The organism is Microcoleus sp. Pol10D4, assembly GCF_036701555.1.
In the GTDB taxonomy this organism is placed as follows: Bacteria; Cyanobacteriota; Cyanobacteriia; order Cyanobacteriales; family Microcoleaceae; genus Microcoleus.
Window position 1 is genome coordinate 1 of the sequence record NZ_JAUBRA010000088.1, and the last position, 24,591, is coordinate 24,591.

The 24,591-nt window shown below is 45.4% G+C and carries 29 protein-coding genes; 19 read left to right on the plus strand and 10 right to left on the minus strand.

Features of this window, described 5'->3' with window-relative positions; all coding sequences use genetic code 11:
* Positions 1-276 precede the first annotated feature (276 nt).
* The 3 genes from QUA36_RS27895 (at position 277) to grxD (ending at position 1,728) form a co-directional block, all read left to right on the plus strand.
* The gene (locus tag QUA36_RS27895) at positions 277-900 is read left to right on the plus strand and encodes a hypothetical protein (protein WP_333162028.1); all 624 of its coding nucleotides are present in this window, start codon (positions 277-279) and stop codon (positions 898-900) included.
* A 42-nt stretch (positions 901-942) separates the two neighbouring features.
* Entirely contained in the window at positions 943-1,203 is a 261-nt protein-coding gene (locus QUA36_RS27900; protein ID WP_333068825.1) for a BolA family transcriptional regulator, read from the plus strand.
* Between the two features lie 201 nt (positions 1,204-1,404).
* Positions 1,405-1,728: a Grx4 family monothiol glutaredoxin gene (gene grxD / locus QUA36_RS27905; protein WP_333042762.1), complete on the plus strand. Its 324-nt coding sequence runs from the start codon at positions 1,405-1,407 to the stop codon at positions 1,726-1,728.
* Positions 1,729-2,052: 324 nt separating this feature from the next.
* Here grxD and QUA36_RS27910 read toward each other — a convergent pair whose 3' ends face one another.
* Positions 2,053-2,307 (minus strand): DUF6761 family protein, encoded by a 255-nt coding sequence (locus QUA36_RS27910; RefSeq protein ID WP_333101986.1) that lies wholly within the window; start codon positions 2,305-2,307, stop codon positions 2,053-2,055.
* Positions 2,308-2,432: 125 nt separating this feature from the next.
* The gene (locus tag QUA36_RS27915; protein WP_333163281.1) at positions 2,433-2,675 is read right to left on the minus strand and encodes a hypothetical protein; all 243 of its coding nucleotides are present in this window, start codon (positions 2,673-2,675) and stop codon (positions 2,433-2,435) included.
* Positions 2,676-2,902: 227 nt separating this feature from the next.
* Between QUA36_RS27915 and QUA36_RS27920 the strand changes: the two genes are divergently transcribed.
* Positions 2,903-3,637: a response regulator gene (locus QUA36_RS27920; protein WP_190657709.1), complete on the plus strand. Its 735-nt coding sequence runs from the start codon at positions 2,903-2,905 to the stop codon at positions 3,635-3,637.
* A 26-nt stretch (positions 3,638-3,663) separates the two neighbouring features.
* Here QUA36_RS27920 and QUA36_RS27925 read toward each other — a convergent pair whose 3' ends face one another.
* Positions 3,664-4,014, minus strand: coding sequence for a 4a-hydroxytetrahydrobiopterin dehydratase (locus QUA36_RS27925; protein ID WP_333459799.1), 351 nt, complete (start codon positions 4,012-4,014; stop codon positions 3,664-3,666).
* A gap of 268 nt (positions 4,015-4,282) precedes the next feature.
* Entirely contained in the window at positions 4,283-5,650 is a 1,368-nt protein-coding gene (locus QUA36_RS27930; RefSeq protein WP_333459800.1) for an aldehyde dehydrogenase, read from the minus strand.
* Positions 5,651-5,813: 163 nt separating this feature from the next.
* On the opposite strand from QUA36_RS27930, the gene QUA36_RS27935 reads away from it, so the two are divergent.
* Positions 5,814-6,734, plus strand: coding sequence for a glycine betaine ABC transporter substrate-binding protein (locus QUA36_RS27935; RefSeq protein WP_333459801.1), 921 nt, complete (start codon positions 5,814-5,816; stop codon positions 6,732-6,734).
* A 346-nt stretch (positions 6,735-7,080) separates the two neighbouring features.
* On the opposite strand, the gene QUA36_RS27940 is transcribed toward QUA36_RS27935, so the two are convergent.
* From QUA36_RS27940 to QUA36_RS27950, 3 genes are read right to left on the minus strand one after another with little or no spacing between them, the layout of a single operon-like run.
* Positions 7,081-7,305, minus strand: coding sequence for a DUF4926 domain-containing protein (locus QUA36_RS27940; protein WP_242719868.1), 225 nt, complete (start codon positions 7,303-7,305; stop codon positions 7,081-7,083).
* Between the two features lie 16 nt (positions 7,306-7,321).
* The gene (locus QUA36_RS27945; protein ID WP_333101993.1) at positions 7,322-7,639 is read right to left on the minus strand and encodes a DUF6883 domain-containing protein; all 318 of its coding nucleotides are present in this window, start codon (positions 7,637-7,639) and stop codon (positions 7,322-7,324) included.
* A gap of 15 nt (positions 7,640-7,654) precedes the next feature.
* A complete protein-coding gene (locus QUA36_RS27950) occupies positions 7,655-9,928 on the minus strand; it encodes a bifunctional (p)ppGpp synthetase/guanosine-3',5'-bis(diphosphate) 3'-pyrophosphohydrolase (protein WP_333162012.1) in 2,274 nt (757 codons plus the stop codon).
* A 462-nt stretch (positions 9,929-10,390) separates the two neighbouring features.
* Here QUA36_RS27950 and patD point away from each other — a divergent pair, with 462 nt between their 5' ends.
* The 11 genes from patD (at position 10,391) to QUA36_RS28005 (ending at position 19,817) form a co-directional block, all read left to right on the plus strand.
* Entirely contained in the window at positions 10,391-10,789 is a 399-nt protein-coding gene (gene patD, locus QUA36_RS27955) for a heterocyst frequency control protein PatD (RefSeq protein WP_333454343.1), read from the plus strand.
* 45 nt (positions 10,790-10,834) lie between these two features.
* Positions 10,835-11,419 (plus strand): zf-TFIIB domain-containing protein, encoded by a 585-nt coding sequence (locus QUA36_RS27960; protein WP_333127640.1) that lies wholly within the window; start codon positions 10,835-10,837, stop codon positions 11,417-11,419.
* Between the two features lie 459 nt (positions 11,420-11,878).
* A complete protein-coding gene (locus QUA36_RS27965; RefSeq protein WP_333459802.1) occupies positions 11,879-13,552 on the plus strand; it encodes an ABC transporter ATP-binding protein in 1,674 nt (557 codons plus the stop codon).
* Between the two features lie 126 nt (positions 13,553-13,678).
* Positions 13,679-14,752 (plus strand): RNA polymerase sigma factor, RpoD/SigA family, encoded by a 1,074-nt coding sequence (locus tag QUA36_RS27970; protein ID WP_333454345.1) that lies wholly within the window; start codon positions 13,679-13,681, stop codon positions 14,750-14,752.
* A gap of 176 nt (positions 14,753-14,928) precedes the next feature.
* On the plus strand, positions 14,929-15,420 hold the full coding sequence (locus QUA36_RS27975; protein ID WP_333454341.1) for a GNAT family N-acetyltransferase: 492 nt from the start codon (positions 14,929-14,931) through the stop codon (positions 15,418-15,420).
* Positions 15,421-15,662: 242 nt separating this feature from the next.
* A complete protein-coding gene (locus QUA36_RS27980; RefSeq protein WP_190741881.1) occupies positions 15,663-15,869 on the plus strand; it encodes a glycogen debranching protein in 207 nt (68 codons plus the stop codon).
* Between the two features lie 374 nt (positions 15,870-16,243).
* A complete protein-coding gene (locus QUA36_RS27985) occupies positions 16,244-17,239 on the plus strand; it encodes an AEC family transporter (RefSeq protein WP_333454340.1) in 996 nt (331 codons plus the stop codon).
* A 383-nt stretch (positions 17,240-17,622) separates the two neighbouring features.
* Positions 17,623-17,997: a DUF433 domain-containing protein gene (locus tag QUA36_RS27990; protein WP_333455834.1), complete on the plus strand. Its 375-nt coding sequence runs from the start codon at positions 17,623-17,625 to the stop codon at positions 17,995-17,997.
* Between the two features lie 121 nt (positions 17,998-18,118).
* On the plus strand, positions 18,119-18,364 hold the full coding sequence (locus QUA36_RS27995; protein WP_015178899.1) for a type II toxin-antitoxin system HicB family antitoxin: 246 nt from the start codon (positions 18,119-18,121) through the stop codon (positions 18,362-18,364).
* On the plus strand, positions 18,364-18,582 hold the full coding sequence (locus QUA36_RS28000; RefSeq protein WP_333455832.1) for a type II toxin-antitoxin system HicA family toxin: 219 nt from the start codon (positions 18,364-18,366) through the stop codon (positions 18,580-18,582). Before QUA36_RS27995 ends, QUA36_RS28000 begins: the two co-directional genes overlap by 1 nt.
* Positions 18,583-18,917: 335 nt before the next feature.
* Positions 18,918-19,817: a calcium-binding protein gene (locus QUA36_RS28005; RefSeq protein WP_333455830.1), complete on the plus strand. Its 900-nt coding sequence runs from the start codon at positions 18,918-18,920 to the stop codon at positions 19,815-19,817.
* A gap of 223 nt (positions 19,818-20,040) precedes the next feature.
* Here QUA36_RS28005 and QUA36_RS28010 read toward each other — a convergent pair whose 3' ends face one another.
* The gene (locus tag QUA36_RS28010; protein WP_333455828.1) at positions 20,041-20,619 is read right to left on the minus strand and encodes a Uma2 family endonuclease; all 579 of its coding nucleotides are present in this window, start codon (positions 20,617-20,619) and stop codon (positions 20,041-20,043) included.
* Between the two features lie 113 nt (positions 20,620-20,732).
* Here QUA36_RS28010 and QUA36_RS28015 point away from each other — a divergent pair, with 113 nt between their 5' ends.
* From QUA36_RS28015 to QUA36_RS28025, 3 genes are all read left to right on the plus strand, one after another.
* Complete coding sequence (locus QUA36_RS28015; protein ID WP_333455826.1) at positions 20,733-21,572, plus strand: Uma2 family endonuclease; 840 nt, start codon at positions 20,733-20,735, stop codon at positions 21,570-21,572.
* 76 nt (positions 21,573-21,648) lie between these two features.
* Complete coding sequence (locus QUA36_RS28020) at positions 21,649-22,062, plus strand: nuclear transport factor 2 family protein (protein ID WP_333459803.1); 414 nt, start codon at positions 21,649-21,651, stop codon at positions 22,060-22,062.
* Between the two features lie 146 nt (positions 22,063-22,208).
* Positions 22,209-22,697 carry a hypothetical protein gene (locus QUA36_RS28025; RefSeq protein ID WP_333454297.1) on the plus strand — a complete coding sequence of 163 codons (489 nt, stop codon included), beginning with the start codon at positions 22,209-22,211 and terminating at the stop codon, positions 22,695-22,697.
* 123 nt (positions 22,698-22,820) lie between these two features.
* Here the strand turns inward: QUA36_RS28025 and QUA36_RS28030 are convergent, their stop codons facing one another.
* Both QUA36_RS28030 and QUA36_RS28035 read right to left on the minus strand, forming a co-directional pair.
* Positions 22,821-23,489 (minus strand): 2OG-Fe dioxygenase family protein, encoded by a 669-nt coding sequence (locus QUA36_RS28030; protein ID WP_333146038.1) that lies wholly within the window; start codon positions 23,487-23,489, stop codon positions 22,821-22,823.
* 188 nt (positions 23,490-23,677) lie between these two features.
* On the minus strand, positions 23,678-24,442 hold the full coding sequence (locus QUA36_RS28035; RefSeq protein WP_333459804.1) for an aldolase/citrate lyase family protein: 765 nt from the start codon (positions 24,440-24,442) through the stop codon (positions 23,678-23,680).
* Between the last annotated feature and the right edge of the window lie 149 nt (positions 24,443-24,591).

Here is a 24,591-nt window from a genome sequence, read left to right on the forward strand (position 1 = left end):
TTACACAATCATTCTGCCTATTCAGGACGGCGATGTCTGAGGGGTGAAACCCCTCAGACATTCGCCAACAGTCTCTTTCAACCGGCGATTTTTATTCGATGGCTGGGTGTTTTTCCGATAAACCACCTCACAGAAAACTCGTTTTGAGCTTTTCTCCCGATCGCACCCTTTGACATTTCAACAAATTTGGTTTACACTTAGCCGGTTGCGATCGCCAATGGTAAGATCGGCTCAAGCTAAATATTTTTTTAAAGCGCATAGGCGCAAAGTAATTTCATGGTATACTCTGGAACTGTTTGTTGGCTTCGCTCCACTGCCCGGATTACGATCGGGGCGATCGCAGCTTTTACCCTGTTGCAACCGCTCCAAGTCCAAGCACAACAACCTTCGGGGCCAGAGAACCAACAGCAAGTCGATCCCGCCGACGACCCCACAGACCCCAACAATCTTCGCCCTCTGACGCAAGACAGCAGTCTGCTGAGCGTCCAAGGAGGCCAGCGTTTGATGACAGAAGCCAGCAGTGCTATTTCCTCTCAGAATTACGCACTGGCTACTCAAAAACTCCAAGAATCCCGCCAAATTTTCAATCAACTGTCCAACTTCTACCAACAACTGGGTAGCAGTTTTGCCGGAATTGACATCCGCTTGGCCGAAAGCCACCGCACCAAAGCTGTAGAAACGGCCCAAATGCGCGACGAAGCTACCTATCGGCTGGCGTTGGTACACCGGGCGCAAAATAAGCCCGAACTGGCTGTGCCCCTGCTGATTCAGATTATTCGATCGCAGCAGCCAACTCGCGACTTGGGCAAGAAAGCTTACCAGCAGTTACTGGAATTGGGTTTTGTGGATTCGCCCTTTCCCCGGCCTGCCAGCACTCAACCGAGCTCATCGACAAAATAGTTCCACTAAAATCTAAATTACAGCCGTTTATCAGAGAAACCAATGGTTACACCGTCTCAAGTAGCAGAAATGATTAAGGCAGGGTTGCCCGACGCTAAAATACAAGTTGAGGATTTGACTGGTGGCGGTGACCATTACCAGGCGAGAGTCGTCTCAGCAGCCTTTGAAGGAAAAAGCCGAGTACAGCAGCACCAACTGGTCTACGGCGCTCTCAAACAGGCAATGGCTAGTGAAGCCATCCACGCTTTGGGCTTGGAAACCTTAACTCCCGCAGAATGGGAAGCGAAAAGTCAAGTTGCTTAATTGTTGAGAGGCAATTAGCTATCACAAGTTTGTGCTTCTGTCAATAGTTGCTTGAAATACAACTGCTGCACTTACGCACAAAAACCAAAGAAACCGGGTTTTTTAACCGGAATCTATGGCTGTAACGAAAGATTGTCCTAAAAAACCCGGTTTCTGCGTCAGTCAACGTTTAAAATTTTTCAAACAATATTAGGAGCTACCATGACTACAGCAGCACATGAAAGAATTGACGAGTTAGTTAAGCAAAATAAAATCATGGTGTTTATGAAGGGCAATAAGTTAATGCCCCAGTGTGGTTTTTCTAATACTGTGGTGCAAATTCTCAATACTTTGGGAGTGCCTTACGAAACAGTTGATGTTTTGGCAGACCAGGAAATTCGTCAAGGCGTTAAAGAGTATTCCAACTGGCCGACAATTCCCCAGGTTTATATCAACGGCGAGTTTATTGGTGGCTCGGATATTATGATCGAGATGTATCAAAAGGGCGAATTGCAAGAAGTTGTAGAAGTGGCTTTGGCTTCTTAAATTAGACAGAAAAAACATATCCCCGACTTCTTTAAGAAGTCGGGGAAATAACAGCAATCGGGTTTTACGTTGAATTAAGTTAATTTACTTAATTACTTATGTCCAGGCAGAGCCGGGGAACCCAATACGGTCGGCTCGGCATCCAAGTTTTAGGCTCCGAAAGCGAGGCCGAGCCTCTGGACATCGGTTCCCTGGCCGAGCAAGGGAACCATTTAAGGGCAGTACAAGTTCCCGATTCCCAATTCCCAATTCCCAATTCCCAATTCCCAATTCCCAATTCCCAATTCCCAATTCATCAAGGGTTTATCAAACCGAATTTGCTATTTAATAGTAGTCTGATTCAGCCTGTGTCTGTGTCTGTGGCATTGCAAAATTGGAGGGGTCGTGAATGTAACGCGCTGCTTCTTCCTCTAGTCTGTGGATCAGATAGGGCTCCAAACTGTTGGAATGTCGCAGGGCTGCTAAATAGCCGTCTAAGTAAAGCCGCAGGTCATCAAAGCGATAACCTCTATTCCACATTTCGACGAGGGCGTCGGTGAGTTTTTGGTAGTGCCGGATTGTTTGGGTGTCTTGTAGCATAGTGTGAGTTTGAAATCCTTTGTGGTTTGTATAATGACGGCGGGATTTAGGAATGGCCTCGATTGATGCTGAGTGGCTCAGCTTGGGGCTATTTCTAAATAAAAGTTTTTACCCTGCTCAACAGGCTACCCTCCATAAAAAATTTCACTCGTTGCAATGCAGTTGCTCGACTTTGTGCGCGCACCTAGATAATTCGCTGTGCGTTTAATAGAGTCGGGATATTGCTGAATTTGGCGGTCTAAGTGGCTGAGTGTTCCGGCTACCGAGCGAACGGTTGGAGGAATTCTAGTTTCACTTGCGCGATTTGTCAACCTCCTGGGAGTGGGGGCTGGGTCGGGGGGATCGCTTTTGGCAGGCGGTTGGGGCATGGGATCGATCGGCTTTACACTGTCTTATTTTCATTGTAAGCTTACCGCCAGAATGATTTAACCTTTCTGCAGGCTGACCCTCCCAAATTAACCAAATATTTAAAATTCCTACCCTGGGTGTGTCCGCTGCTTTAAACGCAGCTAATGCTTGAGTAGCGATGGTTACAAAAGCTTGACAAAAGCTCTGTTAACCTTGTAGCAATTAGTGATATGGGAAGCTCGCCTCTGTGGAATCTGCAAGTATTTCAATTGTTGAAGGGAATCCGCACCTGCGATCGCTCTTGGGCTGGCATCTACAGCAAGTCGGTCACTGGGTGCACCAGTCAGCGGATATCAGTCACGCTAGGGAAATATTTTTCAGCCGCCAGCCAACCCTAGTCATTCTGGATGCCCAATTGCCGGATGGGGACGGTTTGGAATTTTGCCACTGGCTGCAACAGCAGCAGCAGTCGCTGATTTTGATGCTGTCGGCGCGGAATTCGGAATCGGATATTGTTGAAGGTTTGAAGGCGGGGGCAGACGATTACCTGACTAAACCCTTTGGGATGCAAGAGTTTATGGCGAGGGTGGAAGCTCTGATGCGCCGTAACCGCACGATGGTACCGCCGGCGACGCTGGAGTGCGGGCTGCTGAAAATTGATTTGGTGCAGCGCCGAGTCAGGTTGTACGAGGAACATATTGAACTCACTCCCCAGGAATTTAGCCTGCTGTACGTGCTAGCTCAAGCTGGAGGAGTGCCACTCTCGCGCTCGGATTTGCTGCGGAGGGCGTGGCCCGATGCGATTGATAACCCCCGGACGATCGACACTCACGTACTCTCTCTGCGTAAAAAAATCGAAATTGATCCGCGACAGCCGAGCCTGATTCAAACTGTACGGAATGTCGGCTACCGACTGAATCTGGAGTTGTTGAATGGGAACCAACGGCATTCTCCGCTCGTACCCGGAGCTGTGAGTTCTTAGAGTACGATCGGGCTATAAGTCGGATTTTATTTTGAGAATTGATTGGCGATCGCATCTGTTTTCGCTGCCATAATAAAATCATTGCGATGTAGTCCAGAAATCGCGTGAGTCCACCAAGTAACGGTAACTTTCCCCCACTCGGTTAACAGTGCGGGGTGATGTCCTTCAGTTTCTGCTGCTTCGCCGACGCTGTTTGTAAAGGCGATCGCACTTTTGAAATCCGGGAATTTGTAGGTGCGTTCTATTTTGGGAATGCCATTTTTTTCGATTAAATTCCAGTCGGGAATTTGAGGTTTTAGCTGGACAATTTCGTAAGCTGTGACGCGGGGAGAGTTTGGGCGGCAGGCGGCACAGTGTTCTTTTGCTAAAGGTTCCATAAATTGCTTGTTAGCGAGAAGATGCTAAAAGATATTATAGACATTTTCTAATGTGAATTATTTGGGATGGGGCAACTGTCATTTACGAGTGACGTAGAGAGTGTGATCGAAATCTTTCAAAAAATTGATGAGCAATCATTTAAAATTTATGGAAATAATCGTTCACCGTGGAATCGGTTAACCGATAATATCAGGAATGGGCGGGTTGATTTTGCTATCTTGCTGATATTGTAAACGTTGGTGAACCCGCCCCTCCAAGTGCGATCGATCAACCGATAACTTTCTTAATCAAATCCAACTTACCTAGATAGGGAGCGTAGCGCCATTTTAAGTCAAGTAAAAATGACTTTTGCAGCACGCTTTTTTGATGCGAAAAAGTGTCAAAACTTGCTTTGCCGTGATAGGTGCCGATGCCGCTGTCGCCAACTCCGCCAAAAGGTAAACTTGTTACTCCGACTTGCATAACTGTGTCGTTTATGCAAACTCCCCCGGAAGAAGTTTCCCGCAAAACTCGCTCTTGTTTCTCTTTATCCTTCGAGAACAAATACAAAGCTAGGGGTTTGGGACGGGCGTTAATTTGGGCGATCGCCTCCCCTAAATCATCATACTCCAAAACTGGCAAAATCGGCCCGAAAATCTCATCCTTCATCACAGGCGCATCCCAGGAAACCTTGTCGAGAACCGTCGGTGCAATATATTTATCTTCGGGGTTTGTTTGACCGCCGACGACAACTTCTCCGTCTTTGATAAACTCTGCCAAACGTCCTAAATGATGCTGATTAATAATTCGGGAATAGTCGGGACTTTTCTGGGGGTCGTCGCCGTAAAATCCGTGAATTGCTGTTTTTATTGCCTGCATCAAATCGGGTTTTACTTTTTTATCAACTAACAGGTAATCTGGAGCGATACAAGTTTGACCGGCATTGATGAATTTGCCCCAGGCAATGCGTTTAGCAGTGTATTCTACTTGAATATCTGAGTCTACAATGCAAGGAGTTTTGCCGCCCAATTCTAATGTCACAGGTGTCAGGTGTTTGGCGGCGGCTTCCATGACTATTCTACCGATTTTTGTGCCACCAGTAAAGAAGATGTGGTCGAATTTTTCGGCTAATAATTGTTGACTGGTTTCTACTCCTCCTTCGACGGCGGCTACATAGGCGGGATCGAAGGTTTTGGTAATCATGTCGGCGACAACTGCCGACGTGTGCGAGGCGATTTCTGAAGGTTTGAGGATGGCGCAGTTGCCTGCGGCGATCGCCCCGACCAAGGGTGATATCATTAGCTGAAATGGGTAATTCCAAGGCCCGATGATTAAAACTACGCCCAAAGGTTCTGGGTAAATGCGGGCCGATGCTGGGAATTGATCGATCGAAGTAGGCACTTTTTTCGGCTTGGCCCACGATTTAACGTTTTTGATGGCATAATTAACTTCTGCGATCGCAGCAATTTCAAAATAAGCCTCATACTCCGGCCTGTTCAAATCTGCCTTGACAGCATCCACAATCCGTGATTGATTGGAAACGATCGCACTTTTGAGCTTCTTGAGTTGTTCGATCCGAAAATCCACATCCTTAGTTTTCCCAGTTGCAAAAAATTGCCGCTGCCGCTGGATAATATCGCTGACTCTGATTACCATATTTATTCCTCCATGTCTATCAATAAATGTTACAACAGGAAAACGGAACTTGGGTAAAGTGCGATCGGTGTTAAAGCGTAGACTTCGGGAATAAGTCTGCGATCAGGGCTTTATGCTATAACTTATAAGGTATTAATTATAGATGTTTAATTTGAGTTAAGTCATGAAAATATCTAAGAACGATTTTTTTTTCTATTCCTGCTGGCTGCTTTGCTTGCTTGCAGTAGCAGGATGTACCTCTAAGCCCCAAAAGCAAGTTGTCATCTGCTCGAAAGACTTTACCGAACAAGTCATCCTCGCAGAAATTTTAGCACGCCATATCGAAGCTAAAACAGATATCAAAGTAGAACGAGAACTGAATCTCGGAGGCTCGCTTTGCCATCAATCCCTAACAGCCGGTCAAATCGACTTGTACGTCGAATACACGGGGACTGCTTACGCCAACCTGCTCAAACAGAAACCGATTTCTGACCCCAAAAAAGTCCTCGATTACCTCAAACAAGAATATCCCAAACAGTTTAAAGCAGAATGGACGGAACCGCTGGGTTTTAATAACAGTTTTGCGATTATTGTGCGGGGAGACGATGCCAAAAAACTCAATTTACAAACTCTCTCGCAACTTGGGAAAGCTTCACCTAACCTCCGGGCTGGTTTCGGCCCAGAATTTAACGAGAGAGAAGATGGGTTTCCCGGATTGGCTAAAACTTACGGGATTAAATTTCGAGAACAACCAAAGGAATTGCTGTTAGGATTGCTTTATCAAGCGCTGCAACAAAAAGAAGTAGATGTGATTGCTGGTAATACGACGGACGGTTTGATTCAAAGTTTAGGTTTAGTAGTTCTCACAGATGACAAGAACTATTTCCCGCCCTACGAAGCAGTTCCGGTTGTGCGATCGCAAATTTTGGAAAAATACCCAGAATTGCGTCAAGTGCTTGCAGAATTGGGCGGCAAAATCTCCGAGGAAGATATGCGGAAACTAAACTATCAAGTTGATAAGAAACAGCAGGAAGCTGGAGAAGTAGCCCAGGAGTTTTTGCAGCAAAAGCTGGGCGAGTCAAAGCCAGTAACTCCGGCGAAATAAAGGGTTTCATTCTTCTGCCTGTTTGCCGAACGGTATTGTGGTTAGCTATGCTATTAGTTAGACTCATATAAATAAATGAAGGTATAAAGCTATGACAACTGTCAAAACTGCTATCTCATTGGCAGCATCTTTATTTGAACAAGCCGAAACATTAGCTGGCGAAATGCAAATTTCTCAGAGTTTTTTGATCGAAATAGCGCTTGAATAATTTATCCGCCGTCGCGAAAATCAACAACTGTTAGAAAAAATTAATGCTGCTTGCGAAGCACCTCTCTCTGAAGAAGAACAAATTTTGCGTCGCAAGATGAGTCGCTCTCATCGCAGGCTGGTGGAAGGCGAATGGTAATCAATATTTTCCAAGCTGCAAAACAGGAGCTTTTATTGCTTCAATCTGGGACTCGGCAACTTCAACTGTAATTGCTTCGATATTGAAACCCTCTAAGCTATAACCATCTTCTTCACCTTCCGGCATCTGGTAGTGTTCAACGATAGTTGCTGTATCACCTTTTTTTAGGCCATACTTAGGAATATCTTCTCGCAATGCTACCTGTGAAAACAGTTCAAATTTCATGGGGTTTAACCTCTTGTCAATCAGGAACTAATGTAACAAATCTGGTTTCGGATGGAGTAACGATCCAAACGGTTTTAACTTGTAAAATCGTACCGTTTGGACCTGTTAAACTGCCTTTAATCATGTACTTTTGACCGTATCTGGTGTTTTCCATTTGCTCCGCTTCCAGAGGAAGTATCTGGCTTCTTAAATCTCGATCGAGCTGTTGCCAGTTTTCTATGCTGTAACCACCTCGATCGAGAAACTGAGATTTGTCGTCTTTAGGAAGCCGGATTAATAAATAGTTGGTCAGCTTTGCTGAAGGAATAACCGAGTTAAGGCTGAGTTTTGCCATAGGAAGAATTTCCTGTTAAGTCCCTTCGCTCAGCCTCCGCAAATTCAAAATATCGCTCATCTTTTTAATTTGCATACAAGTCCGCTCGAACTGTTGTTTATCCTGGATATCCATGCACAAGTCAATTAATGCAGGCAATCCGGGATAGGTTTTGACTTGAGCGCTGCGGACGTTTACTTGGTTGTCCTTCAAATGTGATAAAACATCATTGAGAACTCCCACTCGATCGAGGGCTTCAATTTGAATGTTAACCGGGTAAGTGTTGGGTCGAGATTCATTGCGGTTGCTGGAATTCCAACTCACAGGAACCAAGCGATCGCCCGGTACGTTCTCAACATTTGAACATCCTTGCCGGTGAATCGAAATTCCGCGAGTGCGAGTCACAACTCCAATAATGGATTCTCCAGGAATCGGACAACAACAGCCGGATAAATGGTAGAGCAATCCCTCTACACCTGCGATCGGTGATTTGCTCGGAGACGAACTCGGTACTGGTTTCGGTGCCGTCGATGCAGGTATTAGCAAGGGCACTTCGTGGGTTCCTGCGGGAGCAGCTTCAATTTTTTGCTGCACTTTTACTAAATCTCGCAGTCGATTTACTACGAGATTTAGAGTCACTTCGCCGTAGCCTAAACCGGCGATTAAATCCTCGACGCTGTGGTAGTTGCAGCGCTGAGCCACCGATTGCATGGGTTCAGATTTTAGCAAAGATTCTAAGCCATTTTTACCTAATTCTTTTTCCAGCAATTCCCGCCCGCGGGCGAGATTTTCATCTCGGTGCGATCGCTTCAACCACTGGCGAATTCGGTTTTTGGCACCGTTTGTCTTGACAAAATTCAGCCAGTCGGAACTCGGATGACCATTTTTTTGGGTCAAGATTTCTACAATATCGCCGTTCTTTAAAACCTTGTCTAGTGTTACCATTCGCCCGTTGACTCTCGCACCGGTGCAGTGATTGCCAATTTCTGTGTGAATACGGTAAGCAAAATCTACGGGAGTTGATCCGCTATTGAGAGCAATCACGTCTCCGTTAGGAGTAAAAACGTAAATATCTTCGTCGAATAAGTTGTCCTTAATGCTTTGTAAATATTCGCGATCGTCTTTGAGGTCGCTTTGCCATTCTAGGAGTTGCCGCAGCCAAGTAAATTTTTCGTCGTCGCCGGTGACTGTTGTGTTAGAACCGCCAGTTTCTTTGTATTTCCAGTGCGCGGCAATGCCGTATTCTGCAATGTGGTGCATTGCTACGGTGCGAATTTGCACTTCGATGGGGCGACCGCTGGTTCCGATTACTCCGGTGTGCAAAGATTGGTAGCGGTTGGCTTTTGGTAAACCGATATAATCTTTAAAGCGGCCGGGAATCGGGCGGAAAGAATCGTGGACGATCGCCAAAGCCCGATAACAGTCATCATTGGTTTCTACTATGATCCGCACTGCCGCAATATCGTACACTTGGTTAAACCCTTTCTGGCGGCGCTGCATCTTCCCATAAATTCCGTACAAATGTTTGGGACGGCCGCTGACTTCGTAGCATTTAATGCCTAAATTGTCAAGCCTTTCTCGCAAACTATCGGTGACTTCTGCGAGTTGAGTTTCTCGATCGACTCGCTTCACCGCCACCAATTCCTGAATTTCGCGGTAAGCTTCCGGTTCCAGGTATTTAAAGGCTAAATCTTCTAATTCCCACTTAAAGCGACCGATACCCAAACGGTTTGCTAGGGGAGCAAAAATATCTCGGGTTTCTAGGGCAATACTGCGCTGCTTTTCTTCGGACAAATGCTCCAAAGTCCTCATGTTGTGCAGCCTGTCTGCCAGTTTGACGACAATGACGCGAATATCTTTAGCCATTGCTAGGAACATTCGGCGGAAATTTTCCGCAAGGCGCTCTGTTTTGCTGGAAAAATTAAACTTAGAAAGCTTGGTGACACCTTCAACCAACTGTCGTACTTCCGCGCCGAACCGCTGTTCTATTTCTTCGAGAGTAATATCTGTATCTTCAACAATGTCGTGGAGGAAGCCCGCGGCAATCATGACGTTGTTGCCGCCCATATACCGGAGTATTCCAGCGACAGCTACCGGATGGCAAATGTAAGGTTCTCCAGATTTGCGGTATTGTCCTTCGTGCAAGTCGCGGGCAAATTCAAAGGCCCGACAAATTAAGCTGTCGTCCGTCGAGCAATTCGGGTTAGGGTCTCCATCAGGCTGCGATCGAGTATTCAGGCATTCTTGCAGCCAATCGGGAACTACAGCAGGATCGATCGAAGGAGAGGGAGTCAGAGTGTTCGCGTTCATGGGGTACACCTTTAAAACTTAGAAATACAAATGGTTAAAAGCCGGTTTCCGGTTGAATTGCGGAAATTATGTGTTTAGCTATACTAAACTAATTGAATGCCACAATTTGCAATTCAAAAAAATAGTCGATTTTTCTCAAACTATACCTATCGAATTCCGAGTCGTCCCCCCTCGGAGGTAGGAAAATATAGTGACACCACTGCTGCCGCCGCAGTCTGTTGATCGGGGAAAATCGGGTAAAATAAGCATATTTTGGCGGTAGCAGTTGAGGTTGCGGGGGATCGGCATTTACCGGCAACCCTAAACAGAAAGCAGCAGCCAGAAGGGTAGAGTTAGGGCAGCAAATCAAAAAAAGTTCTCACAAAACAGGGAATTGCTCCAAAAACGCACGCCTTCCCTCCATATGAGCAAACTTAAGTAAGTATCTACCTTGATTATAAATACAAATTTGTTTACAAAATCATGATATTGTCCGAAGACCGCCGCCAGCGCTACCAAGAATTACAGCAAGCACTAGAAAAACTACAAAGAACTGCTGCACAGGATAATTTGGATGGGGCCGCGCTGGCGATCGAATACAGAAAAGTGCAACAATTTTTCGGAAACCAAATTATGAGAGCCGAAAGCGATGAGTTAGACGCCTCAGAAACACCCCCAGAGCAGTCTTATTTGACGGAAATTCACAAGCAACTGCGGTTATTGGGGACAGATGTCACGTTTTTGCAAGCGTCGCGCCAGCCAGCGACAGCAAAGGCGAGGCAAACTGGGGCGATCGCGCGGCTTAACACGCTAATTGGCTACTGTGGCGCGCTGCTGCAAAAAAATTCTGGTTCTTCAGGGCCCGCCCAGATACAGAATTAATAATTGAATTAACAGGGAATTAATAAGGCAAGGAGAAATAAAGCGGTGGAATGTCCAAAATGTAAACATCCCAATTTAGAAGGCGGTACCTTAGCCGGCCGTATGTCGGTGCAGTGGTGTCCCAACTGTTACGGTATCTGGATTCCAGGCAGAGAATACGAAGCTTGGCAAAAAGAGCAAAGCCAGTGGTACAACAAATCCGAGAAGCCTGATGCGACAGCGACTCTCGGCATAGAATTCACCCCGTCTGTCTACGATAGCAAAGCAGCGCTGTGTCCCGAAGACGGTCACTATCTGTCGCGGGCGAAAGTTCCTTTCAGCAGAGTGCCCTTTTACATAGAGCGCTGTATGTTGTGCGGAGGCATTTGGTGCGATAACGGCGAGTGGGACATTCTCGAAAGTCTGGGATTCCACACCGAGATTGACAAGATGTTTTCTCCGAATTGGCAAGCTAAGGCCCGCGTGCAAGAACTCGCCTCTCGGGAACGTCAAGTGCTGACTGAGAAGCTGGGGCCGGATATCGCCGGATATGTGTTGGAACTCGCGGAAGTTTTAGCAGACCATCCTCACGCAGATTGTGCCGCTACTTACATACTGCGGAGAGCTGAGTTGAAGCGAAGGGAAATTTAGTCAGTTGATTGTTGACAGTTGACTGTTGACGGTTGACTGTTGACGGTTGTTAGTAAGCGGCGGGTCGGTTAATGATGTAGTGATAAAATTTTTGTTTGTAGCAATTTCTAACGGTTGACTGTTGACTGTTAACGGTTGACTGTTGACTGTTAGTAAGCAGTTGGTCGGTTAATGATGTAGTGGTAAAATCTTTGTTTGTAGCAATTTCTATTGGTATTTACAAAGAGCATATCGGTCTCTTGCCAATAACTAATAAGTTCTGAACAATACTAATAACTAACAACTAACCGCCAGTATATTGATAAATAATAAATAATAAATAACAACAGACAACAGTCAACAGTCAACAGGCAACAGTCAACAGACAACAGACAACAGACAACAGTCAACAGACAACAGACAACAGACAACAGTCAACAGACAACAGACAACAGACAACAGACTAAGGACTAATGACTAATGACTAATGACTCTTCTCTATTTTCCGTTGACAATCTGCGAGTAGCTTATCCCCAGCGGCGGGGCCAATCCGGTTGGGCCGTTGACGGGGTTTCCCTGACGCTGAAACCGGGGGAAAAGCTCGGATTAGTTGGGGAGTCCGGGTGCGGTAAGTCAACTTTGGGAAGGGCGGCGATGCGGTTGCTGCCGGATTCAACGCTGATTGAGGGGCGAGTTAGTTTTGCTGGAGAGTCGGTGTTTGATATGAACGCTTCGCGGCTGAGACGGTTTCGGGGCGAAGCTGTAGCATTGATTTTTCAAGATCCGATGACTCGTCTCGATCCTTTGATGACTGTAGGAGAACATTGCATCGAGACTTTGCAAGCTCATAGACCGAATTTGGATCGCAAGCAAGCTAAGAAACGGGCGATCGAAACTCTGGAAGCTGTGAAAATTCCCGCGTCTCGCTGGTCGCAATTTCCCCACGAATTTAGCGGCGGAATGCGGCAAAGAGTAGCAATTGCTTTGGCTCTTTTGCTCGATCCAAAATTAATTGTTGCGGACGAACCGACTACAAGTTTGGACGTAACTGTAGCTGCTCAGATTTTGCAGGAATTAACCAGACTTTGCGAGGAACGGGGCACGGCTATTTTGTTGATTTCTCACGATTTGGCGATGGTGGCTGAGTATTGCGATCGCATTGCGGTGATGTACGGCGGTAAAGTCGTAGAAACAGGGCCGGTGCAAAACGTTTTTGAAAAGCCCCAGCACGAATATACTCGATCGCTCCTCAAAGCAGCTTTGCACATTCAAGCCGATTCTGACAAAGGGTTAGCATTCGAGGAAATCAGGACTGAAGTCGTTACTGCAAACTCAACAAATTCGCCTCTTTTGACCGTAACCAATTTGCAGCAACACTACAGTTTAGAAAGCAATTTATTAGATCAGTTGTTTTCCAGGAATCGCCAGGTAATTAAAGCAGTAGACGGCGTTAGTTTAGAGCTACAACGGGGAGAAATCCTAGGGCTGGTGGGGGAGTCCGGCTGCGGCAAAAGTACCTTGTCACGCACGATTTTGCAGCTAATTACCGCGACTGGCGGCAAAGTGGAATTTCAAGGAATAGATATAACTGCCTTGAACCGCGATGCTGTGAGGAAGCACCGCCGCGAAATGCAAATGATCTTTCAAGACCCCCACGCTTGTCTGAATCCGATGATGACTGTCGGACAAAGTATTGCTGACCCTTTGTTTATTCACAAATTAGCTAATGGTAGCGAAGCGAAAAAACAAGTAATCCAAATGTTAGAGCGGGTGGGTTTAAGTCCAGGGGAGGATTTCTTTCGTCGCTATCCGGGGGAATTGTCAGGAGGACAACAGCAGCGAGTTTCGATCGCCCGCGCTTTGATTACTCGGCCGCAACTGATAATTTGCGACGAACCTGTAAGTATGCTGGATGCCAGCGTGCAGACTCAAGTTTTAGAGCTGATGTTGGAGTTGAAGCAGGAATTTAATTTGACTTATCTGTTTATTACGCACGATTTGTGGGTGGCGAGATTTTTTTGCGATCGTATTGCGGTAATGAATGCTGGCAAAATTGTTGAAATCGGTAAGACTAGGGATATTTTTACTAATCCGCAGCACCCTTATACTCAGCAATTATTGCAGGCAGCTCCTTTACTGGCTAGAACTCAATAGAAAGGTATAAAATTGGGGCCATCTAATTTCTGTCACGGGCTTCTAGATGGATTTCGGAAATTTCGGGTTAAATTGGTTAAAGTTAAGGGATACTTTTCAAATCCTTCCACCGACACCAAGCACGATATGGCAGAATCTGACCTAGGCAGTTTTGCGGTGGCACCCGACGCCTCATTCGCGATCGCAGAAGATGAAGACACCGAGATCGATCGTCCGACGGTAACTCGATCGTCAGCATACAACAACTGGTCTGCCGACGATCCAGTGGGAGCTTTGTTCAAGGAAATGGCTCGGTATCCTCTACTGACAGCAGCCGAAGAAGTAGAGTTGGCGCGCCGCGTTCAAGAATTGGTCGCCCTGGATGAACTAGAACAGCGTTTGCAGCAGGAATTGGACAGATTGCCGACAAAAGCTGAAATCGCTGCGGCTTTGGGGATAAGCGAAACTCAACTGCAACAGCTTCGCCACCAGTGTCAGTCGGCGAAACGGAAAATGATCAGCTCGAATTTGCGCTTGGTAGTTTCGATTGCCAAACGTTATCTTAATCGGGGCGTGCCTTTTCTCGATTTAATTCAGGAAGGAGCTTTGGGTTTGAATCGCGCAGCCGAAAAGTTTGATCCTGAGAAGGGTTACAAGTTTTCTACCTATGCCTATTGGTGGATTCGCCAAGGAATTACCCGGACAATTGCCAATCAAGGGCGGACGATTCGCTTGCCTGTTCACATTGTCGAACAGTTAAATAAACTCAAAAAAGTTTATCGAGATTTGAAGCGTTCTCTTCAACGCAATCCAAGTGAAACTGAACTTGCTAGAGAAATGCAAGTTACTTGCGAACAGCTTCGCTACCTCCAGCAAGTACGTCGGCAATCTTTGTCTCTCAACCACCGTATCGGCTCAGAAGAAAGTTCGGAACTTTTGGATGTTCTCGAAGATAACGCGACGCAATCTCCCGAAGCTCAGATGAATGAGATGATGATGCGCCAAGATATTTTGGAGGTGTTGGACAGTATTTTGACTGAGCGCGAAAAAGAGATTGTTGCTATGCGTTACGGTTTGCTGACCGGCGAACCTTACACTTTAGAAGAGGTCAGCAGTTTGTTCAATTTGTCCCGCGAACGAGTCCGTCAAATTCAAAATAAGGCAATGCGAAAGCTGCGCCGCCCTCAAGTGACGGAACGATTGAAGGGCTGGTTGAAATAAACTAAAAAACATTGAGTTGGCATTTTGAAAAATATTAAAATTATTGTGGGGTGGCACTCCGAGGCCACCGTAAATATGCTTGTTAAAAGTGGAAAAACTTAAGTAAAAATTACAAATTAAAAATGTCTTGATGTGGTATTTTTAATTGTTGATTGTCGCGTACTACTTACTTATTTATGTCTTCAGAGGTAATTTTGCGTCCAGCTACCCGCGCCGATGTGCCGGTGCTGTTTGATTTGATTAAAGCTTTAGCTGAGTACGAAAAATTATCTCATGCCGTTACTGGCAATGCGGTTGATTTGGAGCATCATTTGTTTGGCGATCGACCTTTTGCTGAAGCGATTTTAGCCGAGTGCGAGGGCCGAGTTGTGGGCTGGGCGCTGTTTTTTTACAATTATTCTACTTTTTTGACTCAGCCGGGAATTTATTTGGAAGATTTGTTTGTGATCCCTGAGTTTCGAGGGCGGGGAATTGGTAAGTCTTTGATAGTTTATTTAGCGCAGTTGACGGTTGAAAGGGGCTGCGGGCGTTTGGAATGGAGCGTTTTGGATTGGAATGAATTGGCGATCGGATTTTACAAGGGTATCGGTGCTGATGTGATGCCAGACTGGCGGATTTGCCGGGTTGCGGGCGAGTCTTTGGCAACTTTGGCATCCAAACAAGTGTAAAAACCCCTCGATAAGACTCGACGATGGCAATCGATCCTACAAAAACTTTCGTCCCTCTCGCTTGAGACTAAGAAATCAAGGTGTGTACCGCGCACCTTACAAGGAATCTGTAGGGTGCGCCACAAGCACCTTACGACAAATCTGTACCGCCTCAAATCTATGGTTGCGTAAATCGGAGTAGATAATTGGCAAAAATATAGGAAAATTTAAGTAACAGTAGATTTTGATTGAGAGAGTAGATCGTGATTATTTGGGTAAACGAGCAAATCGATCCGTCGGGTATTCTTTATTCTTGTATTGCTTGTTGCGATGAAACTCAAGCGAAGGATTGCCACGAATCTTTTGAGAAGAATTTGACGGCAGAGCAAAAAGAGCAGGGCTGGGTTGCTACCTTGCGGACTGTTAGTTCTTGGGATGAGGTTCCTGTTAATGCTTTGAAATTGAATTAATGAGTGCAAGTCATTAGCAGTTTTAGTCTCCCCCTGTTTCCGTTAGAGCGAAACGGCAGAAAAACGTGGGACATCTGTTCGGAAAAGGCAAGATAGGTCGATCGCACATTTCTCAAATTAAAAAAGGTTTTGTGAATGTGAAGGCAAAAAGCTGCAAGCATTTGGGGCTGCCAGTCTGAAGATTGTGCCGTGGAAGGTGCAGGAATTTGGGCGGAAATTTTCGGGCCTGCAATGCTGCGAACACGCTAGGACGAAAAAGCGTGCAAGTGCGATCCTCTTCCAGGGTTCCGCTAACGATAATTCGCATTTCTTAAAGGGATTTTAGCATTATTATTAATAGATAGAGGCATTTCCAATTGTCAAGTTAAATTTTTATGGTTGAAACCTTATTTCACGCTTATACCCCTCTAGTTATCTGGACGGGCTTAGGACTGCTGCTGTTTCGGTACATTCCAGTTGATTTTCCCAAGCTGCTGAGCCACTTTCTTTTCTGGATTGGGATACCCCTGCAAATTCTAGTTTTAGCCCGTCAAAGCGATTTTTCGGGTGCTGTGGGATTGACGCCGGCGATCGCCATATTCGTGTTATTTCTGAGTACGAGTTGTGCTTGGCTGACTTGGGTATTATTGCGTAGGCTGAGTGCAGCCCACATCCAAAAGCCCTATTTTCAGGGCAAAAATTCTCTAGTAAATTTATTTTTATTAAATTTTAATTCCCTGAAGCGATCGAGCCAAGGCAGTTTTCTCCTAGCTGCGATGTTAGGGAATACGGGCTTTGTTGGATTAGCAATCACCCCGTCTATCATCAGCAGCGATAACAACAACTGGGCTGTCTTGTACAGCGTCACTAACAACGTTATTGGAACTTATTGTTTCGGTGTATTTATTGCTAGCTATTTTGGGAACTCCGAGCAAAAAAATCACTGGTGGACTCAGATCCGGGACGTGCTGACAGTTCCCGCCCTGTGGGCTTTTTTAATTGGTTTTTATACTAGAAACATCCCCCTGCCCGAAACAGTGGAATCGGGATTGCAGACTGCTGTTTGGGTGGTAATTGCCAGTGCTTTGCTGCTGGTTGGCATCCGGCTGAGGTCTATTAAGAAATGGGAAAGTTTTGAACTGGCGTTAATCCCGTCGCTGTTAAAAGTGGTAATTGTGCCGGTGCTGATCGGATTGGGTGCTAGTTATTTCGGATTGAGTGGCGATCCGAGGTTCGTGTTGGTGTTGATGTCGGGAACGCCCACAGCTCTTTCCGTGCTGATTTTAGCAGAAGTATACGAGCTCGATCGCGATTTGTTAGCTAGCAGCATCGCCATCACTTCCGTCGGTTTGCTGTTGATGCTTCCGCTGTGGTTAGCTGGGTTTAGTTGAAGTTGGGCGATAGCGTGGGAGTTAGAAACCGGGTTTATTCACTAAATCGGGCGTGAGAATTCCAAGACGATCGCAGAAACCCGGTTTCTTGGATTTTGGGGCGCGTGGGAGTGAGAAACCGGGTTTCTTTTCAAAATCTCGGTAAGGATGCGTAAATTATCGCAGAAATGCGGTTTCTTAGAGTCTGTGGGAAGTAGCTGTAGGGTGCGTCGCCACGCTTAAATCCTAAATAAAAATCGACAATCTCGTAGCGACTCACCTTACCTTACTCTCACTCTCTTCGCGTAAATAATTATCCGTTGCACTCCGCCCAACACTAATGATTGTTGCAAGAGTTTTGATAATTATTATAATATAGAAATAACTTCAAGGAGGTTATAGGCATGACAACCATATCCGACGAACAAACAGCTATCATCCGTACAGAAAGAGGACTGTCCATCGCAGGTACGCGCATCACCCTCTACGACATCATGGACTATGTGACGGCTCAATATCCACCTAAGTTTATCAGGGGATTGTTTGACCTTACAGAGGAACAAATTAACGCGGCTTTAGCTTATATTGAGGCAAATCGCGCTGAGGTTGAAGCTGAGTATCAAATGGTTCTTAAGGAAGCTGAGGAATTGCGGCTGTATTATGAAGAAAAAAATCGCGATCTCATTGCCAGAATAGCCGCCCTGCCACCAAAACCAGGAACCGAAGCTGCTTGGGAAAAACTTCGAGCGGCTAAGGCCAAACTTGATGCTAAAGCATAATTTTTTTGATCGATCGTAATCTCAACGGACACGCCCTAATTTTGTTTGGCTCTATTGCTAATCAAGGTTGGCTTGATATTATCCCAATTCGTTTTGTCACCTTAAAGGAGATTGCTTTAATATGTTAACTAAATACATCCAAGCTGCTATGAAGCAAGCTAAGTATGAAATTTTCCCTGATGATGGGACTTTCTACGGAGAAATTCCTATCTGTGAGGGAGTCTATGCAAATGCTGTAAGTCTCGAAGCTTGTCGAGAAGAATTGCAAGAGGTATTGGAAGACTGGATTTTACTTAGTCTCACCCTGAAACTTCCTTTACCTGTCCTTGATAATATCGACCTTACAGTTACCAAGGAAGTTGCCTGATGCCTCCTTTAAAACCAGTCAAACGTCGAGACTTAATTTATTATCTGAAACAACTGGGATTTGACGGCCCCTATTCGGGAAAAAGGCATCAGTTCATGTTGAAAGATAACCTCCGCATTACCATACCCAATCCTCATCAAGGTGATATAAGTGCCAACTTTTTAGCTAAGATTTTGCGACAGGCTAAAGTTGATCTTAGTGATTGGGAGAATCTCTAAAGTTTAGAGGGTTTTGTCAATTATATTAAATCAAACGATCGCCCTTCTTCTGTTACTGGAGATGGTAGGGGAGGGGCGAGCGCAATTTGATTACCAACAAAAGTAAGGTGTGTCACCTGCGATAATCGATCGTTTTGGTGAAAAATGGCAAGGTGACGCACCCTACTACTAAAAGACCTATTATAAAGATGTCTTTGTTTTACTTCTTGACAAAAGCATAAAAACTCGTTAGGATAACTTTTTAGGTAAAAGTTTTATTTAAACCCACAAGGTACAAGAAAAACTAACCCAAAAGTTGGTGTTTTGGCATTTTGCACAAAAAGGAAACAACGACAATGACTATTATCCAAGACGGTGAGTTCAAAGGCGCTATTGTTGGAACCAACGGCAATGACGCAATTCAAGAATCTGGAATCATTTTTGGTGTCCAAGGTAACGATACCCTTTCTGGCAATGGTGGTAACGATACCATTTACGCTGGCAAAGATAACGATATCTTGTATGGTGGTGGTGGAGATGATTTTCTCCGCGGCGATCAAGGTAACGATACAATTTACGGCGGTGAAGGTAACGATACCATCTACGGTGGCAAAGGTGACGATTTCATATTTGGTGGTGAAGGTATCAACATTCTTTACGGGAGTAATGGCAGCGATACTTTCAATGTCAAAGCAGGAGATCAACTTCCAGACTACAATCCTGCAGAAGGAGATGTTTTAATCGGTAACTTTTCTGTCGAAAACGGAGTTGTTCAAGCTATAACTACTCCAACTCCCACACCAAGCCCAACGCCTACTCCTACACCCGCTCCGACTCCGACCCCCACCCCTACCCCTGTGATTCCAAGACAAGATAGCGTTGCTGCTTATTCTAATGGCAGTGAAGTAATAGGAGTAGGTCGCACAGCCCCTCGTAATTCCGAGCTGGCTTCAGAATCTGGATCTGATACTTTGACTGGATCTGGTAACAGTATACTTGTAGGCCTTGCTGGAGATCCAGATTCATTTGCTGCCAACTTAAACTCGCGGTTAATAGGAGATGGCATCAAAAACTTTGGAACAGAAGATGAAATCCTTCTTCCTACGGTTCTCCAAGGTAAAATCCGAATTGTTCCTTCAACACGTGAGCCTAATGGATTTTTTGTCCAAGGAAACCAAAAAAATTACTTGTTTGTTTATAACAGTCAAAACAATTTAACTGCAACAACAATAGAACAAGCGATTAAATACATATAGCCTCGCCTTTCTTTCGGCATCTACTAAAGGTTAAAACTCATCTTGTCTCTATTTTAGAAATAAATAGGAGCTAAAATGAAAAAACTCCCTATAGAAATCAATTTATAATTAAAAGCTTGTTTGAATGCCAGCAGTTGTTGTGTTTGGTTTTCTTAAGGGGGCTTTATTGTGTCTTGTAACTTCACCTGCATCAATCAGTTTATATAGTAGCACTTCTCAACTTCTACATCGATCGCATAAAAGCATTCACCGCATCATATTGATCCGCCATCCGCGAATAAAACTCGATCGATCGCAAATCCAACTCCGGCAAAAGTTCGCTCTTACTCACCAACTCATATCCCGTAGAACGCAAGCAATAAACCGAAATTACCCCATCCTCCCAAAACCAAACCTCCTGCACTCCCACACGACGATAGATTTCCAGCGTATCAATTCCACCACTCGTTACTGTTATCTCGATCGCCAAATCTGGAACCGACTTGCGCGTACCCAAACAATAAGACTCATCTGGTTCTTTCCGTGCACCCACTTCCTTCATCCCGATGGTTGTACTACCACGGGCGTAGAAACGAATGTCTTTCGTCCGCATATAAATCTCTAAAAGCTGATCTAAAGTGTTTCTAGATTCTTCATGTTCCTCAGAAAAAGGAGCCATAATTTCTAAACACCCATCTAAATAAGTTAAATGCGCCCCAGTTGCCGCCAAATCAGCATCCAACTTTTCCAGAGTCTCCCATGTCACGTTTGAGAGGAAAGCCGCACCTGTACCCAATCCTGCTTTAGAAATTGCGACAACCATCTGAGTTACCTTTTACGATCGCTTTTCCATATTAGGGAATATTAGCTAAAGTTTCAAATCAGATTGCTCTAAAATTTCGCAGTACAATGAACAATAACTGCACGGAAAAGACGATGACTGAGACAATAACTGCTACTGGTCTGCCTCCTGCATTCCCCGACCACACCCAATTGCCAGACGAAGACGGTACATTTGTAAAAAATTTTCAGGAGCATCCCCAGAGCATCATTCTAACAGATTCGATCGGGCCGGTTGTAGAGCGGCTGCATCCAGACGGACAATATGCGATCGGGCAAGATTGCGGCATTTACTGGCGAGAAACTGACCCGCCAGAGCGAGGTGCAGAAGCACCGGATTGGTTTTACGTGCCGAATGTACCGGCAACACTGGACGGTTTTCGCCGTTCTTATGTACTTTGGCGGGAACACATGGCTCCGTTCATTGCTTTAGAATTTGCTAGCGGTAATGGAGAGGAAGAACGCGATCGTACTCCGCTTTCTGTGGCGGCCGACGGTACAACAACTAAACCCGGTAAGTTTTGGGTGTACGAGAGAATTATCCGCATTCCTTACTACGGTATTTATGAAATGAGAACTGGCAATTTAGAAGTCTATCACCTGATAGATTTTGTGTATCGAAGGATGGAGCAAAACGAACGCGGTCACTATCCCATTCCTGTACTAGATGTAGAATTGGGACTGTGGCAGGGAAGCTATCAAAATCAAGAACTGCTTTGGCTGCGGTGGTGGGATTCCCAGGGGAATTTGCTGTTAACTGGCTCCGAACAAGTTGAAATTGAGCGGGCCCTGGTCGGACAAGAACGGGAAAGAGCCGAACAAGAACGGGAAAGAGCCGAACAAGAACGGGAAAGAGCCGAACAAGCAGAGCGAAAAGTCACCCAGTTAGCGGAGCGACTGCGAGCAATGGGAATCGATCCCGATGCTGAGGATTGATATCAAATTCCCAAAACTCTCTCTGTAGCGCGAGCATCTCGCACCTAATCTTTTATAATCACAAAAAACAAAGCTTATGGAAACTAAACCACCTCTACCGCCCTTTACGTTGGAAACGGCTAAAGCCAAAGTTCAAGCTGCTGAAGATGCCTGGAATACCCGCGATCCAGAACGAGTAGCCTTAGCTTATACGGAAGATTCTCAGTGGCGAAACCGTGCCGAATTCTTCAGCGGCCGGGAAGAAATCAAGGCTTTTTTAAGACGAAAATGGGCAAAGGAATTAGATTACCGTTTAAAGAAAGAACTGTGGAGTTTTACAGACAATCGGATTTCTGTTCGCTTCGAGTATGAGTGGCACGATGATTCTGACTACTGGTATCGCGCCTATGGTAATGAACAGTGGGAATTTGCAGAAAATGGGTTAATGCGAAGACGTGAAGCTAGCATTAATGATGTTCCGATTCAAGAATCTGAACGTAAGTTTCGATAAGATTTATCTGTGAGTTGCTAGAGGCCTTAATAAGGGGGGACTGGCGGGGGGTAAATTTGACTTTTGCAAGAACTCTAAAGAAGTTTATAGAGCACCTGCGATCGTGTAGAATCTGAAAAAATAATTTTAATGGAGTTTTGTTGCAAATGAAATTTTTGGCGATCGAAACACTAATTGTTAGTTCTATCCTTCTGTCAATCTCATCATTGTCCTCTGCTCAAAGTAATCAACAGGGCTTTACAATTCTACCCACAGGAGCTTACTACGCTCAAGGAACAATGTTCAATAACTCCCGTAGAGAGATTGCACATCAAAACAATAGAATCTGCATCAAGATCGTTGATGGCCCTGCAAATCCCTACAAAGGAGTCGAATCTATCACAATTAGCAGCGTGTCTGTTGAAAATGGGAAATACTACATTGATGCAACTGGCACAGAGCTAGTATTAAAAAACAATGGAAAAGCATTCTCTGGCGACATTCGCGGTACATGGGATTATAGAGGTACCTCGCCAGATCGAAGGAGTCAACCCATACAAGCTAAAAAAATGGCCGAGTGTGTAGCGGCTCAAGGACGATATGTGGAGAAGATGGAAGGAATATCAATTTCAGGAATCGATTTTCCCAAGCATTAACCACGATCGAAATGGGTGGGGGCGCAACCAAAAGGCGATCTGTGGGATGCAGTAATGGGTAATCGGAGTAAGGTGCGTAGTACGCACCTTACATCATTAGGTTATGCGTCCAGGACTGTATCCTCAATCGGTAAGCAAACTCGGAGAAGTCAGCACAAAGACATCCCTGGTTCCCACTCCTTCAGATTCCGGTTTAATCGGCGTAGTAAAGTGGAAAAACTCATGGTCGTTAACTAACAGCAATTCTCCCGGATGCAGAATTTTATTAAAAACAGGCTTCTCTTTTTTAGCCAAGTACAAATGCGTTTCCCCGCCGACAATATTAGTTCTGTCTACCGAGAAAATCCCGATAAAGTCAGTACCGTCTTGGTGAATGCCTTCCGGTGCGGGGTTGCCGAAATTGTGCGGTGAACAAGTCGTCCTGATTTGATGGATGCCGATTTCAGCTTCCGGGTGAATTTTGCAGGAATCGAAAAAAGCAAAAATCATCTGTTTGAAATTATCGAGGGCTATTAGCCGATCGTCCAATTCGGCAAATTCCCGCCTGATATCACCCACTAGCGGATTGTATGTTTTGCTTTGATACAAATAGCCGTGAGGTAACTTAACTAACTCATTTCCGTTGACTGCAAACCGCGACAATCTTCTCGAACGATACTTACCTTTCACATACGGATCGACAGGCATATCGTCAAAAAATTCCTTGAAACCTTCTAGCTTAATCGAGTTTACTTTTTTGAAAGTAAACATGAAAGCATAATCCAAATGAATGGATTCTAATACGGTTTTCATAGATTTTACTCCCTGAAGCCTTGCTCCCCTCCCTAATTTTGCCTTTAGGAGGTGTATGCTTCTACTCTAGCGCAGGATTTTTGTATGTGTCGTAAAAGACACTACAAAAATTGCAAAGATATCGTAAAGCTTGCAAGATGAATCCGGTGGCTGGTTCTTCTTTTAATCCAAAATCCCCAATCTAAAATCTAAAATCGATTGACTGCTTTCACCAGCGACTGACAGGCCCGCAGGAAAACGGCAACATCGACCCCAAGTGTTACGTACTGAACGCCAGCATCAATCCACTGCTGGGCGATTTCGGGGTTTTCGGCAAAAGTACCGGCTGCTTTACCTGCTTTGCGGATGGTTTGCACTGCCTCTTGCATTATGTCTATGACTCGGGGATCGCGGACTTGGCCGGGAATGCCGATCGACTGTGACAAATCGTAAGGCCCCAGAAAAATCACGTCCACCTCTGGCACAGTAACGATTTCTGCCAGGTTGTCGATGCCGCCTTTGCCTTCGACATGAATCACAACTAAGGATTCTTCGTTGAGTCGATCGGTGATATTTGTACCTGCGGCGGTGTAAAGTCCGGCCCGCGTAGCGAAGGAAAGGCCTCGCGTGCCCAGAGGACTGTATTTAGCGCTTTTGACAGCGGTTTCGGCATCGATTTTGCTTTCAATTTGAGGTACTTGAACGCCTGCACTGCCGATGTCGAGAGCTCGTTGAATTTGCGGCCCATCGTTTTTGCGGACACGAATAATCGGTGCAATTCCGGTGCAGTCAGCGGCGCGACACAAATCTTCAGCAGCAAGCGGGTTCAGAGGGCCGTGTTCCATATCGATAACGGCGAAATCAAATCCAGCGTGACCGCATATTTCTATGAAAGCGGGATAAGCGCAGTTCATAAATAAACCGAGGACTGTTTCGCCTTGTTTAATTTTTTGTTTGAGTTGGTTTTGACGCATGGGTAATCCCGGAAAGTTGATTGTTTTTTAGCGCAGATGAAGGGAGCATCTCAGTTTTGCATTTACAGTGCGAGCGTCCCCGCTCGCGTATTGTACAATACGCGAGCGGGGACGCTCGCACGACAATAAAAAAAATGCTTTTTACAAAA